This window comes from uncultured Caulobacter sp. (assembly GCF_947036865.1).
In the GTDB taxonomy this organism is placed as follows: domain Bacteria; phylum Pseudomonadota; class Alphaproteobacteria; order Caulobacterales; family Caulobacteraceae; genus Caulobacter.
Map to the genome: position 1 here is coordinate 1 of NZ_CAMQSF010000025.1, position 17,015 is coordinate 17,015.

Annotated in this window: 16 protein-coding genes; 9 read left to right on the top strand and 7 right to left on the bottom strand. The window is 68.8% G+C overall.

Annotation, left to right across the window (positions count from 1 at the left end; translation table 11 throughout):
- Nucleotides 1-291 precede the first annotated feature (291 nt).
- Nucleotides 292-597, top strand: coding sequence for a hypothetical protein (locus tag Q0V34_RS13585; protein WP_297512757.1), 306 nt, complete (start codon nt 292-294; stop codon nt 595-597).
- Between the two features lie 257 nt (nt 598-854).
- Here Q0V34_RS13585 and Q0V34_RS13590 read toward each other — a convergent pair whose 3' ends face one another.
- Both Q0V34_RS13590 and Q0V34_RS13595 read right to left on the bottom strand, forming a co-directional pair.
- The gene (locus Q0V34_RS13590) at nt 855-1,082 is read right to left on the bottom strand and encodes a hypothetical protein (protein WP_297512759.1); all 228 of its coding nucleotides are present in this window, start codon (nt 1,080-1,082) and stop codon (nt 855-857) included.
- 183 nt (nt 1,083-1,265) lie between these two features.
- Nucleotides 1,266-1,670, bottom strand: a complete 405-nt coding sequence (locus tag Q0V34_RS13595; RefSeq protein WP_297512761.1) for a hypothetical protein — start codon at nt 1,668-1,670, stop codon at nt 1,266-1,268.
- A 188-nt stretch (nt 1,671-1,858) separates the two neighbouring features.
- Between Q0V34_RS13595 and Q0V34_RS13600 the strand changes: the two genes are divergently transcribed.
- Nucleotides 1,859-2,335, top strand: a complete 477-nt coding sequence (locus Q0V34_RS13600; protein WP_297512763.1) for a chemotaxis protein CheW — start codon at nt 1,859-1,861, stop codon at nt 2,333-2,335.
- On the opposite strand, the gene Q0V34_RS13605 is transcribed toward Q0V34_RS13600, so the two are convergent.
- A complete protein-coding gene (locus Q0V34_RS13605; RefSeq protein WP_297512765.1) occupies nt 2,332-2,988 on the bottom strand; it encodes an SdpI family protein in 657 nt (218 codons plus the stop codon). The genes Q0V34_RS13600 and Q0V34_RS13605 overlap by 4 nt on opposite strands.
- On the bottom strand, nt 2,972-3,277 hold the full coding sequence (locus Q0V34_RS13610; protein WP_297512767.1) for a metalloregulator ArsR/SmtB family transcription factor: 306 nt from the start codon (nt 3,275-3,277) through the stop codon (nt 2,972-2,974). Before Q0V34_RS13610 ends, Q0V34_RS13605 begins: the two co-directional genes overlap by 17 nt.
- 134 nt (nt 3,278-3,411) lie before the next feature.
- Here Q0V34_RS13610 and Q0V34_RS13615 point away from each other — a divergent pair, with 134 nt between their 5' ends.
- From Q0V34_RS13615 to Q0V34_RS13625, 3 genes are all read left to right on the top strand, one after another.
- Entirely contained in the window at nt 3,412-4,512 is a 1,101-nt protein-coding gene (locus Q0V34_RS13615) for a Zn-dependent alcohol dehydrogenase (RefSeq protein ID WP_297512769.1), read from the top strand.
- Between the two features lie 147 nt (nt 4,513-4,659).
- Nucleotides 4,660-6,723 (top strand): phosphocholine-specific phospholipase C, encoded by a 2,064-nt coding sequence (locus Q0V34_RS13620; RefSeq protein ID WP_297512771.1) that lies wholly within the window; start codon nt 4,660-4,662, stop codon nt 6,721-6,723.
- A gap of 92 nt (nt 6,724-6,815) precedes the next feature.
- Nucleotides 6,816-8,120: a M20/M25/M40 family metallo-hydrolase gene (locus tag Q0V34_RS13625; RefSeq protein ID WP_297512774.1), complete on the top strand. Its 1,305-nt coding sequence runs from the start codon at nt 6,816-6,818 to the stop codon at nt 8,118-8,120.
- 4 nt (nt 8,121-8,124) lie between these two features.
- On the opposite strand, the gene Q0V34_RS13630 is transcribed toward Q0V34_RS13625, so the two are convergent.
- From Q0V34_RS13630 to ctrA, 3 genes are all read right to left on the bottom strand, one after another.
- Nucleotides 8,125-9,936, bottom strand: coding sequence for a methyl-accepting chemotaxis protein (locus tag Q0V34_RS13630; protein WP_297512776.1), 1,812 nt, complete (start codon nt 9,934-9,936; stop codon nt 8,125-8,127).
- 456 nt (nt 9,937-10,392) lie between these two features.
- On the bottom strand, nt 10,393-11,769 hold the full coding sequence (locus Q0V34_RS13635) for a peptidoglycan DD-metalloendopeptidase family protein (protein WP_297512778.1): 1,377 nt from the start codon (nt 11,767-11,769) through the stop codon (nt 10,393-10,395).
- A gap of 238 nt (nt 11,770-12,007) precedes the next feature.
- Nucleotides 12,008-12,703, bottom strand: a complete 696-nt coding sequence (gene ctrA, locus Q0V34_RS13640) for a response regulator transcription factor CtrA (RefSeq protein ID WP_297512780.1) — start codon at nt 12,701-12,703, stop codon at nt 12,008-12,010.
- A gap of 484 nt (nt 12,704-13,187) precedes the next feature.
- Between ctrA and fliI the strand changes: the two genes are divergently transcribed.
- The 4 genes from fliI (at nt 13,188) to Q0V34_RS13660 (ending at nt 16,910) form a co-directional block, all read left to right on the top strand.
- Nucleotides 13,188-14,522, top strand: a complete 1,335-nt coding sequence (gene fliI, locus Q0V34_RS13645) for a flagellar protein export ATPase FliI (RefSeq protein ID WP_297512782.1) — start codon at nt 13,188-13,190, stop codon at nt 14,520-14,522.
- Nucleotides 14,522-14,941, top strand: a complete 420-nt coding sequence (locus tag Q0V34_RS13650) for a flagellar export protein FliJ (RefSeq protein ID WP_297512784.1) — start codon at nt 14,522-14,524, stop codon at nt 14,939-14,941. The genes fliI and Q0V34_RS13650 overlap by 1 nt, the downstream gene beginning before the upstream one ends.
- 135 nt (nt 14,942-15,076) lie before the next feature.
- Entirely contained in the window at nt 15,077-16,144 is a 1,068-nt protein-coding gene (locus Q0V34_RS13655; RefSeq protein WP_297512786.1) for an endo-1,4-beta-xylanase, read from the top strand.
- A gap of 88 nt (nt 16,145-16,232) precedes the next feature.
- On the top strand, nt 16,233-16,910 hold the full coding sequence (locus Q0V34_RS13660; RefSeq protein WP_297512788.1) for a class I SAM-dependent methyltransferase: 678 nt from the start codon (nt 16,233-16,235) through the stop codon (nt 16,908-16,910).
- The last annotated feature ends 105 nt before the right edge of the window (nt 16,911-17,015 follow it).

Genomic DNA, 17,015 nt, shown 5'->3' on the forward strand with positions numbered 1-17,015 from the left:
GCGCGGAATTCCAGGGCCGCAGCCGGAAGTCCCGCCGCCCGGCCCCGCCGCAGGAGCGCGCCGCCGCCGCCCCGGCCTCGCCGCCGTCGGCCTCGCAGACGCCCTACAATCACACCGCCCACTGACCGCGAGAGGCCCGGCGCGGCTTTCGCGCTCGGGCCCGCCGAGCGCGTGTGGCGCGGCGGCCACGGCGGCGCCGTTTCCGAAAGACGGTACGGAACACTGGCGCTAAGCGAGGCTTTGTATCGATGTGGACCGGCGCGAACCGGTCCGGATCGAGGAGCCCAATCCATGGCCGGCAAGCCTTTGCAGATCGTGCCGCCCGTCCCGGGCGCGGCGGAAATCTACGACCTCGGGCGCGGACCCGAGACCACCAGCCAGCGCGTCAAGCGCCTGCAGGAAGAAGCGCGGATCCTGGCCCGCGAGGAGATCGAGCGGCTGGACCGCGAGCTTCGCCGTCTGGCCGACCAGGCCAGGGCGATCGCCGAGGGCGGCGAGGCCTATCCGGCCGGCATTCGCGAGCTGGCCGGCCGCATCGGCGTCGACACCGCCCAGCGCGCCGAGATCCTGCGCGCCCTGCTGGATCGCGCGTCCTAAGTCTTGAATTCCCTCTTGAACGCCTTGAACGTCCGAAGCTGACAGGGGGTCCAGGGATCGACCGAGGGCCAACGGGCCTCCCCGCCGACGTTGGGGTCGTCGTCGGGAAGGCCTCGAGGCTCGCCCGCCGGGTTTTGGGGACGGTCGGCGGACGCGCGGTGGTTCGGCCCGGGCTGGGTTATCGAGCCGTATTCAAGGTACGGGCGACCTTCCAGGACGGATGCATCCCCGCGAAAGCCCAGCCCTCTTCAGGCCTGTCAGGCCCCGGCGTTGGCCATCTTGCGCAGGCGGCGCGCCAGATCCTCGGGACGGTCGGCGATCTGATCGAACAGCGCCTGCACCTCGGCCTCGCCGAAGCCGGCCGCGCGCAGCGTGCGCCAGGCGCCGGCCAGCACCGCCTCGGCGATATCCAGCCGGTCCTCGGTCAGGCGCAGGCCCGCGCCGAAGGGGCTGTCGAAAACGGTGTCCCGAGCGGCGAGCGACATGGCGGACCCTCCTGAAGTTCGCGGTAATGTTCCTTTTTTGTTCCTTATCGCGGCCGGAGTCGAGTCCCGGAATCCTCAAAACGAAACAGCCCCGAGGTCGGGGGACCTCGGGGCTGCGTGGCGGCGTCGGGGCGGACGCGCCGATCAGGTCGCCGGCTCACAACGGCGACTGATGTCCAGGGCTTAGCGGCAGACGGTGCGTTCGTAGTACGAGCCGTTCCAGCGGTCGTATTCGCGCGTCGTCCAGCATTCGCGCGCGGCATAAGGACGCGGGGCGTAGCCGTAGCCATAGCCGTAGCCCGGCGTCTGCGAATAGTAGCCGCGGTAGCCCTGGTCGTAATAGCCTTGACGGTAGTAGCCGCGATCGTCGTAGCGGTCGTTGCGGTGGCTGTCGGAGATCGCCGCGCCGACCGCGAGACCGACGATGCCGGCGGCGATGGCGGCCGCGGCGGTGTCGCCGCCCCGGTGGCGGTCGCGGTCATAATAATAGCGCGGATCGGCCGAGGCCGTGGTCGCGGCGACCGTCAGCGACAGGGCGGCGACGCCGGCGGCGACCCGACCGACCGAGGTGATGATCTTGTTGGCCATGAGGGCCTCCCTTGGGTCTTCGCTTCCCGGCGGCGCGGCGCGTCGTCTCAAGCGTTGGCGGCAGCTTCGGACCTTCCGCCTGAACGGCGCCTGAACGGATTTTTTTCAACGCCGCTCGGAACCGGTTTGTTCATCTTTTTCGGCCACCGTCGGCGGGACCAACCCTCGCGACCTCCGCGGAGACCGCCATGACCATTTCCGAGTCCTACGCCCAGGGCCAGGCCCTGCAGGTTCTGTCGTTCGAGGTCGGCGCCCAGACCTACTGCGTTCCCGTCAGCGCGGTGCGCGAGATCCGCGGCGTGACGCCGCCGACCCCGCTGCCCGAGGCCCCGCCCTATGTGCGTGGCGTGATCAATCTGCGTGGCCAGGTCATGCCGGTCATCGACCTGTCGTGGCGGCTGGGCAAGGGCGCGGCCCAGGACGGCGCGCGCCAGGTGATCATCGTGGTCGAGAACCACAAGGACGTGGCCGGCCTTCTGGTCGACGCCGTCTGCGACAGCTTCACCGTCGAGGCCGAGCAGATCAATCCGCCGCCGTCGCTGGGCGACGGCGAGGACTCGCCGCTGGTCTCGGCCGTGATCACCTCGGGCGAAGGCGCCATGACGGTGCTGCTGGCCGTCAGCCGCATCCTGCCCGAGCGCCCGCCGGAAGCGCTGGCGGCTTAAGCCGCCCGGTCCGGGTCGGCGCGCCAGACGCGCCAGCTCTCGAACACCGACACCGCCCCGACGAGCAGCGCGCCGAGGGTCACGGCGCGCAAGCCTTCCGGCTGAGGCGCGAACGGCGCGGCCAGCGCGCCGAGCGCACCGCCCCAGAAGAACAGGCGGCCGGCCAGGCGGTTGGCCTTTTCCCACGAGAGCCGGCTGGCATAGGTCCAGGGCGTGCGCACGCCGATCATGGCGTTGGGGCTGGTCTTGCCCAGGAGGACGCCGACGACGGCCAGCAGCACGCTGATCACCGCCATGCCGAAGCGCGGCCCCGGCTGGTCGAACCATCCCCAGGTCAGGCAGGCCGACAGCAGCGCGACCAGCGACAGCACCCAGACCACCGCCCGCTGGCTGTAGCGCCGGTCGCGCAGCAGGTGGACTTCCTGATCCGGCCGGCGCGCGAACAGCATCGCGACCGCCGAGATCACCGCCAGCAGCAGCACCACGGCCGCCATCTCCAGCCGCCCGCCCCAGCGATCAACCTCGCCGTCCAGGCCGAAATGCATCGGGATCGGGCGGGTCGGCCCGAAAAAGGCGATGGCCCCGGCCAGGCCGAACTGGCCCGCCGTCAGGATCCAGGAGCTGAGATCGCCGCGCTTAGTCTGACCGTCCATGGTCGAGATCTCCGATCGGATCGGCCTTCGGGGCCGCATCCACAAGGTCCAGCAGAACGGCGACCGCCTCCTCCAGCGCCGACAGGCGCAGGCGGTAGCGGATCGAGGTCCCCTCCCGCTCGGCGTCGACCAGGCCGGCGTCCTTCAGGGACGTCAGGTGGCCGGTGATCGTCGGCCAGCTCATGTCGAAGGCGGCGGCGATCTCGCCCGACAGCCTCGGGCGCTCGCGCAGCATGGCGATGATCTGGCGGCGCGCCGGATGGGACAGGGCTTTGAAGACGCCGTTCATAGGCAGAAAGCTAATTAGGAAACTTCCTAATATCAAGCGGCGACCGACGCATTTTCCAAACATTCGTTCGAACGCCCCCTTTCGCCGACCCCGAGCGCGACGCTAGTCTCCGGGCCAAAGCAAGGGAGACGACGATGAAGGCCGCTGTGTTGCGCGAGGTGGGCAAGCCCCTCGAGATCGAGACCGTGGCCATCGGCAAGCCCGGCCCGCGCGAGGTGCTGATCCGCACCAAGGCCGCCGGCGTGTGCCACTCCGACCTGCACTTCGTCGAGGGCTCCTACACCCACCCTCTGCCCGCCGTGCTGGGCCACGAGAGCGCCGGGATCGTCGAGGCGGTCGGCGACGAGGTGCGGACCGTCAAGGTCGGCGACCACGTGATCACCTGCCTCAACCCCTATTGCGGCCACTGCGAGGTCTGCCTTACCGGGCACATGAACCTGTGCGTCAGTCCCGAGACCCGGCGGGCCAAGGGCGACGCGCCGCGCCTGTTCAAGGAGGACCTGAACGGCGGAACGGGGCCCATGGCCCAGTTCCTGAACCTGTCGTCCTTCGCCGAGATGATGCTGGTGCACGAGCACGCCTGCGTGGCGATCCGCAAGGACATGCCGTTCGACCGCGCCGCCCTGATCGGCTGCTCGGTGATGACCGGCGTCGGTTCGGTCATGCACACCTCGAACGTCCGCCCGGGCGAGACCGTGGCCGTGATCGGCTGCGGCGGCGTGGGCCTGGCGACGATCAATGGCGCGGCGATCGCCGGCGCCGGCCGGATCATCGCCATCGACCGCGTGCCCTCCAAGCTGGAGCTGGCCAAGGTCTTCGGCGCGACCGACGTCATCGACGCCTCGGCGGTCGACGACGTGGCCAAGGCCGTGATCGAGCTGACCGCCGGCGGCGTCCATCACAGCTTCGAGGCCATCGGCCTGAAGGCGACGGCCGAAGCGGCCTTCAAGATGCTGCGTCGGGGCGGCACGGCCAATGTCATCGGCATGATCCCGGTGGGCACCAAGATCGAGCTGCACGGCGTCGACTTCCTGGGCGAGCGCCGGATCCAGGGCAGCTACATGGGCTCCAACCGCTTCCCGGTCGACATGCCGCGCCTGGTCGACTTCTACATGTCCGGCAAGCTGAAGCTGGACGAGCTGATCTCGCGCCGGATCAAGCTGGAGGACGTCAATTCGGCCTTCGACGAACTCAAGCGCGGCGAGCTGGCGCGGTCGGTGATCGTGTTCGACTGAGGGGCGCGCCGCTCCTCTTCGCGCCAAATCGAATCCCTCTCTCAAAAAGAGAGGGTTTCTGCTTGCGCGCCCGCATCAACCGCCCTGTCACGCGCCCGCCAAACACCGCATGCTAACTCCGGCCAAGCTTCCCGGAGTTCCCCCGCCATGACCCAGCTCGACCGTCGCGGACTGCTCGCCGCCATCGGCGCCCTCGCGCTCCCGCCGGCCCTGGCCCGCGCCGCCGCGATCGACGCCGACGTCCGCCACGGCACGCTGAAGGACGTCGAGCACGTGGTGATCCTGATGCAGGAGAACCGGGGCTTTGATCACTATTTCGGGACGCTGAACGGGGTGCGGGGCTTCGGCGACCGCTTCCCGGTCCCGGTCCGCGACGCGCCCGGTCGCGCGGGCGGCTCGGTGTTCGTCCAGGCCTACGACAAGGACAAGACCCTCGCGCCGTTCCCGCTGAACACGGCCCAGACCTTCGCCCACATGCGGGTCGAGGGCACGCCGCACAGCTGGACCGACGCCCAGGACGCCTGGGACCAGGGCCGCATGGACCGCTGGCCGGACGCCAAGCATCCCTGGTCGATGGGTTATTTCCAGCGGGCCGACATCCCGTTCCAGTTCGCCCTGGCCGAGGCCTTCACCCTGTGCGACGCCTATCACTGCTCGACCCAGACGGGGACCAACACCAACCGCCTGTTCCTGTGGTCGGGCACCAATGACGGCCTGGGCCGGGCCGGCGGCCCGTCGATCTCCAACTCGCACGACGACTTCCCGGAAAAGGGCGGCGCGGCCGACTCCTATCGCTGGACGACCTATCCCGAGCGGCTGCTGAAGGCGGGCGTGTCCTGGCGGGTCTATCAGGACATGGCCGACAACTTCACCGATAACCCGCTGGCCGGGTTCAAGACCTTCCGCGACAGCTATCACGGCGTCCCCGGCTCGGATCCGCGCCTCAAGCAACTGGGCCTGTCGACCTGGCATCTGGACAAGCTGCGCGAGGACGTCTTGAGCGGGCGCCTGCCGCAAGTCTCGTGGATCGTCGCCCCCGCCGCCGACAGCGAGCATCCCGGCCCGTCCAGCCCCGCCCAGGGCGCGGACTACACCGCGCGGGTCATCGACTGCCTGACCGCCGACCCGAAGGTCTGGGCGCGGACCGTGCTGTTGGTGATGTTCGACGAGAACGACGGCTTCTTCGACCACATGCCGCCGCCGGCCCCGCCCTCGCGCGACGCCGACGGCAAGCCGGTCGGCGGCTCGACCGTCGACCTCTCGGCCGAGCACCACCTGGTCCGCAACCCGACGGAGGCCAAGGGCGAGCGCGACGACCTGATGGGCCGGCCCTATGGCCTGGGCCCGCGCGTGCCGATGTACGTGATCTCGCCCTGGAGCCGAGGCGGCTGGGTCAACAGCCAGGTGTTCGACCACACCTCGGTCATCCGCTTTCTTGAAGCGCGGTTCGGCGTGATGGAGCCGAACATCTCGCCGTGGCGGCGGGCGGTGTGCGGCGACCTCCTGACCTGTTTCGACTTCAAGACGCCGAACGACAAACCCTTCCCCGCTCTGCCGGCCACCCGCGAGGCGGCCGAACGCGCCCACGCCCTGCCGGGCCGCGCCAAGCCGCCGACCCCGGACACGATCGTCGCGCCCGAGCAGGCCAAGGGGACGCGGCCCTCGCGCGCCCTGCCCTATGCGCTGTCGGTCGAGCCGTCGCTGACCGGCAACGGCCTGACCTTCGAGAACCACGGCGGCGTCGCGGCCGTGTTCCATGTCTATGACAAGCTTCGCCTCGACGAGGTTCCGCGCCGCTTCACGGTCGGCCCCGGCCAGAGCCTGGTGGGCGTCTGGCCCGCCGGCGCCCATGACCTCTGGGTGCTGGGTCCCAACGGCTTTCACCGCCGCTTCGCCGGCGGGCCCGGCGGCAAGGTCGGCCTGTTCAGTCGCGCGGACGCCAGCAAGGCCCGGATGGCGCTGGTCTTCACCAACGCCGACAGCCAGCGGCGCACGGTGGTGGTCGAGGCCGACGGGCGCGTCGAACGCGTCGTCCTGGCGCCCGGCGAGGTTCGGGAGACCCTTTGGCCGACCCAGCAGGGCTGGTACGACCTGACCGCGCGCCACGATGGCGACGAGACCTGGCTGCGGCGCCTGGCGGGACGGATCGAGACCGGTCGGGACTCAGTCAGCGATCCCTGGATGGGCGGCATGGCGCGGCTCACCGCCTAGCGTCCTTCCCGCCTCCCCGAATGAATCTCGGCCCCGGCGTTCGCCGGGGAAATCGGTTAGGAGTGAAGCTAGGATTCTTTCTGGACGCCGAGATGACCCTCCGCCCTTCCCTGCTCGCCCCCATCGCCGCGCTCGCCGCCGCGCTCATCGCCGCCCCCGCCGTCGCCGCGCCGAAGGCCGATCCCGACAAGGCCGTCGCCAAGCTGGTGGCCTCGCCCGCCTTCAAGGCCGCCGCCGCCAAGCTGGACGCCGACTACGACCGCACGATCGCCGACGTGATCACCCTGACCGAGATCCCGGCCCCGCCGTTCAAGGAGGCCGCGCGGGCCAAGGCCTATCTGGAGATGCTGAAGGCGCACGGCCTGACGAACGTGGAGATGGACGCCGAGGGCAATGTCATGGGCGTGCGGCCCGGGACCGTCACCAAGGGCAAGGGTCCGTTCGTGGTCCTCGCCGCCCACCTCGACACGGTGTTCCCGGAAGGCACGGACGTGAAGGTGCGGCGCGAGGGGACCCGGCTGATGGCCCCCGGGATTGGCGACGACACCCGCTCGCTGGCGACCCTGCTGGCCTATATGCGCGCGCTGGACGCGGCCAAGATCTCGACCAAGAGCGACATCCTGTTCGTCGGCAATGTCGGCGAGGAGGGCCCCGGCGACCTGCGCGGCACGCGGTTCCTGTTCAACAAGGGGCCCTACAAGGGCCGGATCAGCGCGTTCTTCTCGATGGACGGCTCGGACCCGTACCGGATCGTCGATCGCGGCGTCGGCTCCAAGCGCTATCGCGTGACCTTCAAGGGTCCGGGCGGCCACAGCTACGGCGCGTTCGGCATCGTCAATCCGATGGCGGCCATGGCCAAGGCGGTGACCGACCTCTACGCCGTGCAGACGACCAAGGAGCCCAAGACGACCTACGCGGCCAGCGTCACCGGCGGCGGCACCTCGGTCAATTCGATCCCCAACAGCGTGTTCATGGAGTTCGACATGCGCTCGGAGAGCGCGGCCGAGCTGGCCAAGCTGGACCAGACGCTGATCGGCATCCTCGACAAGGCCGTCGAGGGCGAGAACGCCGCCCGCTCGACCCGGGCCGGCAAGGTCAGCTACGAGGCCAAGGTGATCGGCGAGCGGCCGGCGGGGACGACCGATCCGAAGTCCGACATCGTGACCCTGACGGCCGCGGCGATCACGGCGCTGGGCTTCAAGCCGGAGCACCAGGACAGCTCCACCGACAGCAACGTGCCGATGAGCCTGGGCATCCCGGCCGTCACCATCGGGTCGGGCGGCAAGGCCGGCCGCGCTCACGCCCTCGACGAGTGGATCGACATCGAGAAGGGCGAGAGCGTCAAGGGCATGCAGGTCGGCCTGGCGGCCTTGCTGGCCGTGGCCGGGACGAACTGAGCGATCAGGCCGCCCGCGCCGCGCGGGCGGCGCCGGCCCTGGCGCCGGTGTCGAAGCGCGACACCAGCCGCTCCAGTTCGCCGGCCTCGCCCTTCAGGCTGGTCGCCGCCGCCGTGGCCTGTTCGACCATCGCCGCGTTCTGCTGGGTCACCTGATCCATCTGGTTCACGGCCTGGTTGACCTCGCTGAGGCCGACGGCCTGCTGCTGGGCGGACTCGGCGATCTCGGAGATCAGGCGATCGATCTCGTTGACCTTCAGGGCGATGGCGCCGAGGGCCGACCCCGTCTCGCCCACCAGCTTGACGCCGCGCTCGACCTGGTCCGAGCTGTTGGCGATCAGGGCCTTGATCTCCTTGGCGGCCTCGGCCGAGCGTTGAGCCAGGGCGCGGACTTCCTGGGCGACGACGGCGAAGCCCTTGCCCGCCTCGCCGGCGCGCGCGGCCTCGACCCCGGCGTTCAGCGCCAGCAGGTTGGTCTGGAAGGCGATCTCGTCGATGACCCCAATGATCTGGCCGATCTGGCCCGAGCTCTCGGAGATCTCGCCCATCGCCGACACCGCGTCGCGCATCACCGTTCCCGAACGCTCGGCGTCCTGCTTGGCGGCCGAGGCGGCCGACGACACCTGGCGCGCGCCGTCGGCGCTGCGCTTGACCGTGGCGGTGATCTGGTCCAGCGCGGCGGCGGTCTCTTCCAGGCTGGCCGCCTGCTGTTCGGTGCGGCGCGACAGGTCGTTCGAGGCCGAGGCGATCTCGTCCGAGCCGCCGCGGATGCCGCCGGTCGCCTCGGCGATGGCGGTCATGGCCTCTTGGAGGCTTTCCACGGTCGTGTTGAAGTCGGTCTTGATCTGGCGGTACTGGCCGTTGAACTCCTCGACGATGCGGCAGGTCAGGTCGCCCTTGGCCAGGCGTCCGAGGCTGGCGGCCAGGGTGGTCACCACCATCGCCTGCTCGGCCTCGACCTTGCGACGCTCGGCCTCGGTGCGCCCGCGCTCGCTGTCGGCGTCGGCGCGCATCCGCTCGGCCTCGGTCTCGAGCGCGCGAGCGCGCAGGCCGTTGTCCTTGAACACCTGAACCGCCTGGGCCATGGCGCCGATCTCGTCGCCGCGTCCGCGACCGCCGACCTCGACCGTCAGATCGCCCGCGGCCAGCTTGCCCATGACGCCGGTCATCAGGCCAATCGGCCTGGCGATGGAGCGCGTCATCAAGACGCCCAGGGTCGCCGAGAGGCCGGCCGACAACAGGCCGCCGACGATCAGGACGATCTCGCTGATCCGGATGGCGCTGTCCCGCTTCGTCGAACGCGAGGCCAGCAAGGCGTTCTCGGCGTCGCGCATCTGTCCGACGGCGGCCCGGATGCCGTCCATGGACGTCTTGCCCACGCCCGAGGCTTCCAGGCTTCGCGCCGCCTCGACCCCGCCCGACTGCACCAGGCGGATCTCTTCGGCGGCGACCTGGGTCTGCCAATGCTTGACGTGCCCGCGCAGCGTCGCGATCCGCGCCTGCTGCTGGGGATTGTCGGACGTCAGCGACGCCAGCTTGTCGAGCGCCGCCGCCGTGACCGCGCCGCCCTTGCGATAAGGCTCGAGAAAGCGCTCGTCGGTCGACACCAGATAGCCGCGCACGCCGGTCTCCTGATCGACCATCGACGAACCGATGGCGTCCAGTTGGGAGAGAACGTCGCGCGTGTGGTCGTTCCAGTGGGAGGTGCTGCGGATGCTTCCCAGATTGAAGAGAACCAGCGCCGCGACCAGGACCGAAACCAAGGTCACGAGGCCAAAGGCGAGCGAAAGCTTCTGCCCAATCTTGATATTGTTCACGCTGGAACCCCCAGTTCGCCGCTCCAGGCTCGACGCTAGAGACAGTTCAGATCGAACCTGGGTTCATCTCAGAAAAAAACAGTTAATTTTTGCGTCGGCTTTCCGACAAAAGAAGTGTTCAACGGAATTTTTGAAATACCCAGTTTGGGTTTTACCTCTACTTCAATCCACCAGAACAAGTTTCATCTGTGGTTGAGCGCGGTTATTGGAAATGTAAATCTGGCCGCACAGTTTCTGGACCTGCGCGCCGTTATGCCGCGCCACGCTCGTCGGTTCGAGGCGACGGCCGCGTGGCGCGATCTCTTTGAAAAGGCAACAGTCAAGCGCGGCGTCTTGCCGCCGAGATCAGGCCTTAGAGCCTTCGCGACCATGTCGCGCCCGTCGCGGGGCAACTCGGGCTCGGGGCTCCTAAGCTTTCGCGAACGCTTTGGATCAGCGGCGGAGAGCCAAAGCGCCCTAACGCAGGGATCGCCCCACCCGGTCGAGATCCGCCGACGCCAGCTTGGGGGTATCGGGGTTGCCGACGGGCTCGCCGCCCTCGGCCAGCAGGTGATCGATCCGGGCCTTCTGCGACTTGAAGGCCGCCAGTTCCGAACCGCCCAGCACCGTGCCCTGCGGCACCTTGGCGCCGATCGGGTTGACCCGCTCGCCGTTCTGCCAGACCTCGTAGTGCAGGTGCGGACCGGTCGCCAGGCCGGTGGCGCCGACATAGGCGACCACCTGACCCTGGCGGACATGCACGCCCGGCCGAATGCCCGGGGCGTAGCGCGAGATGTGGCCGTAGCCGGTGTCCCAGGCTCCGGAGTGGCGGATGCGCAGCCAGTTGCCATAGCCGGCCCAGCGCCTGGCCTCCAGCACGACGCCGTCGCCGGCCGCCAGGATCGGGGTGCCGGTCCCGGCGCCGAAGTCGACGCCCTTGTGCGCCCGCGTGAAGCCCAGCACCGGGTGCTTGCGCATGCCGAAGGTCGAGGTGATCCGCGCGCCGTCGACCGGGGTGCGCAGCAGGAAGCCTTTGATGTTCTTGCCCAGTTCGTCGAAGAACTGCTGCTTGCCGTCGCTGTCGCGGCGATCGAAGGCGTAGAACTTCTGGCCCTTGACCTCGGCGTATTCCAGGTCGCCGGCCTCGACCGTGCGGCCGCTCTCGGTGACCTTGCGGTCGAACACCAGGCAGAAGCGGTCGCCCTCGTGGATGTCGCGGGCGAAGTCGATCTTGTGCGAGAACAGCTTGGCCGCCTCGCTGATCACCGCCGGGGTGCCGCCGACATTGGCCACGCTCTCGTAGAACGAGCCCTCCATCTCGCCGCACGCGACCTTCTTCTCGTCGCGGACCTTCTCTTCCAGCTCGCGCAGGCGCAGGGCGCCGTCGAAGGTGCGCGAGACGGTCAGGGTCGAGTTCGGGCTGGTGCGCATCGACAGCCCGATCAGCCGGGCGGGACCGCGCTGGCTGCGCCGCTGGGCGATGGCGGCCTCGAAGGCCATGCCGGCCTTGATGTTGACGGTGTCGACCGCGCCCTTCAGGGCCGCGACCACGGCCTGGGCCTCTTCCGGCGCGACGCCGGCGCGCTGCACGGCGCCTTGCAGGGTCTCGCCGGGGCGGACCTTGACCTCGACATTCTCGGGACGCTCGAAGCCGGGCTGGGCCTCGGCGCTGGCGAAGGCCACGTGCTGCAGGGCCGTCAGGGCGGCGGGATCCAGGGGCGCCTTGACCTTCGGGGCCGAGACGTCGTCGGCCGTCAGCTTCCAGCCCAGGGCCAGCGCCGCCATGCCGGCGACGGCGGTGAAAATCCTCGGCGCCCAGCGCGTGGCGCTGCGTCTGGGATCGAATTCCTGCATCGGGCCCCCGTCGGTGTCGATGCCGCGCTCGTCAAAATGAGACGGCTGGGTCGCCCCCCAGCAAGCGTCGGGCCGGACCTAGCGCAAGCGCGATCCGGACGGCAAGGACTATTCGGCGCTTCGGTTGATTTGTCACGGTCTGGTTAACCAACCTGGGTCGGCCAAGCGTAACCGTATGATCGATAAACGAAAACGCCCACCGCGAGGGTGGGCGTATCCGGGCGCGAAGGCGCTGAGATCAGGCGGCGTTGACCGCCTCGTTCGGGTCGCGCAGCACATAGCCGCGGCCCCAGACCGTCTCGATGTGGTGCTTGCCGTGCGCCGAAGCGGCCAGCTTCTTGCGCAGCTTGCAGATGAAGACGTCGATGATCTTCAGCTCGGGCTCGTCCATGCCGCCATAGAGGTGGTTCAGGAACATTTCCTTGGTCAGGGTCGTGCCCTTGCGCAGGGAGAGCAGCTCGAGCATCTGATATTCCTTGCCGGTCAGATGCACGCGGTTGCCGTTCACCTCGACGGTCTTGGCGTCGAGGTTGACGACGATGTCGCCGGTCTTGATCACCGACTGAGCGTGGCCCTTCGAACGACGGACCACCGCGTGGATGCGGGCGATCATCTCGTCCTTGTGGAAGGGCTTGGTCATGTAGTCGTCGGCGCCGCCGGCGAAGGTCTTGACCTTGGTGTCGATCTCGGCGGTGCCCGACAGGATCATGATCGGCGTGTTGATCTTGGCGACCCGCAGGGTGCGCAGCACGTCGATGCCGCTCATGTCCGGAAGGTTCAGATCCAGCAGGATAAGATCGTAGTCATAGATCTTGCCAAGATCGACGCCTTCTTCGCCCAGATCCGTCGTGTAGACGTTGAAGCCTTCAGACTTCAGCATCAGTTCGATGGTCTGCGCGGTCGCGCTGTCATCCTCGATCAACAGTACGCGCATGAGCCCCTCCACGCCAAAACTGGCGTATTCGAACGTCTTGGCGGAAGCCCGCCGTTGAAACCCTTCGACCATTCTGCCGGAGAGTTAATTTAAGACTGGTTAATGGTGAATGTTTCTGTCGGCTTGATGGTTAATCTGATTTGCGAATCGGGTGCAAGCGGCCTTCCGGCCCCCGGTCGCATTGGTCGCAGGCGTCGCCGGGGGGCTGGCGGAAGGCCGGGTCCGCGCTCGAAAATCGACCAAGTCCAGGCGGGGAAACACCGTTACGGCGTTAAGAGCCGCTCGCCCAGCAGGCGATCTTGCGGCGTTCTGTCGCGAGAGGTTTTCGGCGCTCGGGCCGCCGCGAGGCCGCCCGTCGGACCCCGGCCGATTCCCATGCCGGCCGGGCGCTTTCCGACCCGCCAATTGGTCGCACCGACGCGGTGAGTTCACACCCGATTAACCACGATGGCCGAGTCTAGCCCCGCTGTTTCACGGAGCCGTCTTGCGTAGCCTCATCGCCGCCGTCGAACGTATCGATCCCCTGACCATCTTCGGCCGCGTCGCGGCGGTGAACGGTCTGCTGATCGAGGCCCGGGGCGGACTGACCCGCCTGGCGGTCGGCGCGCGGGTCGAGATCAGCCGGTTCGGCGACAAGCCGCTGCCGGCCGAGGTGGTCGGCTTCCGCGAGACCCGCGCCCTCTTGATGCCCTTCGGCCCCGTCGAGGGCGTCGCGCCGGGCGCGGAAATCCGCATCGTGCCGGAAGGCGCCGTGGTCCGCCCGACCAAGGCCTGGCTGGGCCGCATCATCAACGCGTTCGGCGAGCCAATCGACGGCCTGGGTCCCCTGCCCCAGGGCGAGGTTCCCTATCCGCTGAAGACCGCCCCGCCGCCGGCCCACGCCCGCGGCCGGGTCGGCGAGCGCCTGGACCTGGGCGTGCGGTCGATGAACGTCTTCACCACCACCTGCCGGGGCCAGCGCCTGGGCATCTTCGCCGGCTCGGGCGTCGGCAAGTCGGTGCTGCTGTCGATGCTGGCCAAGGAGGCCACCTGCGACGCCGTCGTCGTCGGCCTGATCGGCGAGCGGGGCCGCGAGGTCCGCGAGTTCGTCGAGGAGACCCTGGGCGAGGAGGGCCTGCGCCGCGCCGTCGTAGTGGTCGCCACCTCGGACGAGCCGGCCCTGACCCGCCGCCAGGCCGCCTACATGACCCTGGCGATCAGCGAATATCTGCGCGACCAGGACCAGGAGGTCCTCTGCCTGATGGACTCGGTGACCCGCTTCGCCATGGCCCAGCGCGAGATAGGCCTGGCCGCTGGCGAGCCGCCGACCACCAAGGGCTATACGCCCACCGTCTTCACCGAGCTGCCCAAGCTCTTGGAGCGCGCCGGCCCCGGCCCGATCCGGCCCGACGGCACCACCGCCGCCCCGATCACCGCCCTGTTCACGGTCCTCGTCGATGGCGACGACCACAACGAGCCGATCGCCGACGCCACGCGCGGTATTCTCGATGGCCACATCGTCATGGAGCGCGCGATCGCCGAGCGCGGCCGCTTCCCGGCCATCAATGTCCTGAAGTCGATCAGCCGGACCATGCCGGGCTGCCAGCACCCGCACGAGCGCGACATCGTCAAGGGCGCGCGCCAGGTGATGGCCGCCTATTCGAACATGGAAGAGCTGATCCGCATCGGCGCCTATCGCGCCGGGGCCGATCCGGTCGTCGACCGCGCCATCCGCCTGAACCCGGCGATCGAGGCCTTCCTGAGCCAGGATAAGGAAGAAGCAACCTCTCTGGACGACTCTTTCGGCATGTTGGGGCAGATCCTGGCGAGTGACTACTGATGACCAAGTGGGCCGCCTCGCTGATCCGCCTCTCGACCCACGAGGTCGAGACCCTGCAGAAACGCCTCGCCGAGATCGTCGAACGCCGCATGGCCGCCGAGCTGCGCGTGGCCATGCTGGACGCCGAGGCCGAGGCCGAGGCCAAGAGCGCCGAGGGCGACGCCAGCGCCGGCTGGTACATGATCGGTTATCGCGAGGGCTATAAGCGCCGCCGCGCCGACATGCTGGTCCAGATCGAGCAATGCCGGATGGAGGAGGCCGGAGCCCGCGACGCCCTCTCCGAGGCCTTCGAGGCCCTGAAGAAGTACGAGCACGTCGCCGAGCAGGCCAAGATCCTGGCGGCCAAGAAGCTGGGCGCGTTCGAAGCGGCGCAGATGGACGAGCTCAGCATCCGCCGCGCCGCCGTCAGCGGGCGGTAGCCTCCCGATCATGAGCCCGACCAACTCTTGTCATCCCGGCCGCGGCGCGAAGCGCGAAGCGCCGGGACCCAGGGGCGGCGGGCGCGGCGATCCCTCACCCCCTGGGTCCCGGATCGTCCCTTCGGGCCGTCCGGGATGACACGGAAATTGGATCTCACCAGAAGATCAGCGATCGCCTCGGCCCTGGCGCTCTCGGCCTGCGCGCGCGAGGTCAAGAGCCAGCCGATCACCGACACGCCGCTGAAGTCGATCGCCTCGACTCCGGTCGGCGCCTGCGTGCAGCACGCCTTCCTGCAGGATCCCGCCTACGCCGCGCTGTTCGCCCGGCACTATTCCCAGCTCACGCCCGAGTGGGAAATGAAGATGGAGTACATCCTGCAGGATGACGGGCGCTTCCGCTTCGACCGCCCCGACGCCATCGCCGCCTTCGCGCGCCAGAACGGCATCCGCCTCTACGGCACGACCCTGGTCTGGTACGATCAGGCCATGCCGGCCTTCCTGAAGCTGGACGGCCAGGGCGAGCCGTTCGCGCGGGCCTATCGCAACTACATCCTGGCCGTGGCCGGACGCTATCGCGGCCAGGCGGTGGGTTGGGACGTGGTCAACGAGACGGTGGCCGATGACGGCGTGACCCTGCGCTCGTCGATCTGGACCCGAAACCTCGGCGTCGACCAGCACATGGTCCTGGCGTTTCAGCACGCCAAGGAAGCCGACCCGAACGCGGTGCTGTTCATCAACGACTACCACCTGGAGAACAATCCGACCAAGCGGGCGACCTTCCTGCGCACGGTCGAGCGCCTCTTGAAGGCCGGGGCGCCGATCGGCGGGCTTGGCACCCAGAGCCACCTTGATCTCGACGTCACCCGGCCGGGCCTCTGCCGCGCGGCGATGCGCGATCTGGCCAGCTTCGGCCTGCCGATCCACGTGTCGGAGCTGGATGTCTCCTTGGGCGACAGGCCCGACTTCGCGCGCCTGCCCGACCTGTTGCGCCGCCAGGCCGACCTCGCCCGCGAGCTGGCCGAGGCCTATATGGCCCTGCCCGCCCCCCAGCGGTTCGCCTTCACGGTCTGGGGCCTGCGCGACCGCGACAGCTGGCTGCGGGGCCAGTCCGGCCAGCGGCCGCGCGACCAGGGCCTGCCGTTCGACGACGCCGGGCGGCCCAAGCCGATGTTCCAGGCGCTGGCCGAGGTGCTGTCGGGTTAGCGCCCCTTCGTAGCCGTCGCGCCGCCTCGGGCGGGCGCCGGCGCCGCGCATACACCAAATCTCAAGCGGCCCGCGGCAGGGTGTCGCCATGAAACTGATCCACGCCCTGCAGGACATGGACAGCGACAACTCGCTGTCGGCGCGCTTTCGGCGTGCGCGCGCGGCGCATGTCGTCGCCCTGATCGAGAAGACCTTCGCCGAGCGCGGCCGGTGCCGCATCGCCGATCTGGGGGGCGAACCCACCTACTGGAACATCCTGTTCGACCGGAAATTCCTCGAGGCGAACAAGGTCCATGTCAGCCTGTTCAACCCGCAGCCGTTCACGGTGGACGATCCGCTGTTCACCGCCGTGGTCGGCGACGCCTGCGACCTCGCCGAGCACGCCGACAATAGCTTCGACCTCGTGCACTCCAATTCGGTGGTCGAGCACGTGGGCGACTGGCCTCGCATGGAGGCCTTCGCCCGCGAGTGCCGGCGCCTGGCGCCGCGCTACTACGTGCAGACTCCGTACTTCTGGTTCCCGATCGAGCCGCACTTCTCCAGCCCGTTCTTCCATTGGCGCTCGGAGCAGACGCGGGCCAAGCTCCTGATGAAGCGCCCGCACGGCTTTTCGGAAAAGGCCCCCGACATCGGCGCGGCCATGCGCGACGTGCAGCACGCGCGGCTGCTGGACAAGGCCCAGTTCCGGTTCCTGTTTCCCGACGGTCGCCATGTCGACGAAAAGGTTCTGGGCCTGACCAAGTCGCTGATCGCCATCCGCGCCTAGAGCCCGCCTGGTTTGGATGGACACCTCCAGACCAGGGAAACAGGCATTCAAGTCAGATACTTGGAGCCCCTGCGAGGGCTCTCGGCGTCCGGGCGACCCGGTCGC

Bases quoted from the DNA above. Each gene is read 5' to 3' on its own strand.
- Q0V34_RS13620 (WP_297512771.1), top strand. From the start codon at position 4,660: ATGACCCAGCTCGACCGTCGCGGACTGCTCGCCGCCATCGGCGCCCTC.
- Q0V34_RS13600 (WP_297512763.1), top strand. From the start codon at position 1,859: ATGACCATTTCCGAGTCCTACGCCCAGGGCCAGGCCCTGCAGGTTCTG.
- Q0V34_RS13650 (WP_297512784.1), top strand. From the start codon at position 14,522: ATGACCAAGTGGGCCGCCTCGCTGATCCGCCTCTCGACCCACGAGGTC.
- Q0V34_RS13605 (WP_297512765.1), bottom strand. From the start codon at position 2,988: ATGGACGGTCAGACTAAGCGCGGCGATCTCAGCTCCTGGATCCTGACG.
- Q0V34_RS13585 (WP_297512757.1), top strand. From the start codon at position 292: ATGGCCGGCAAGCCTTTGCAGATCGTGCCGCCCGTCCCGGGCGCGGCG.
- Q0V34_RS13625 (WP_297512774.1), top strand. From the start codon at position 6,816: ATGACCCTCCGCCCTTCCCTGCTCGCCCCCATCGCCGCGCTCGCCGCC.
- Q0V34_RS13590 (WP_297512759.1), bottom strand. From the start codon at position 1,082: ATGTCGCTCGCCGCTCGGGACACCGTTTTCGACAGCCCCTTCGGCGCG.
- Q0V34_RS13595 (WP_297512761.1), bottom strand. From the start codon at position 1,670: ATGGCCAACAAGATCATCACCTCGGTCGGTCGGGTCGCCGCCGGCGTC.
- Q0V34_RS13655 (WP_297512786.1), top strand. From the start codon at position 15,077: ATGACACGGAAATTGGATCTCACCAGAAGATCAGCGATCGCCTCGGCC.
- Q0V34_RS13615 (WP_297512769.1), top strand. From the start codon at position 3,412: ATGAAGGCCGCTGTGTTGCGCGAGGTGGGCAAGCCCCTCGAGATCGAG.
- Q0V34_RS13610 (WP_297512767.1), bottom strand. From the start codon at position 3,277: ATGAACGGCGTCTTCAAAGCCCTGTCCCATCCGGCGCGCCGCCAGATC.
- Q0V34_RS13660 (WP_297512788.1), top strand. From the start codon at position 16,233: ATGAAACTGATCCACGCCCTGCAGGACATGGACAGCGACAACTCGCTG.
- Q0V34_RS13635 (WP_297512778.1), bottom strand. From the start codon at position 11,769: ATGCAGGAATTCGATCCCAGACGCAGCGCCACGCGCTGGGCGCCGAGG.
- ctrA (WP_297512780.1), bottom strand. From the start codon at position 12,703: ATGCGCGTACTGTTGATCGAGGATGACAGCGCGACCGCGCAGACCATC.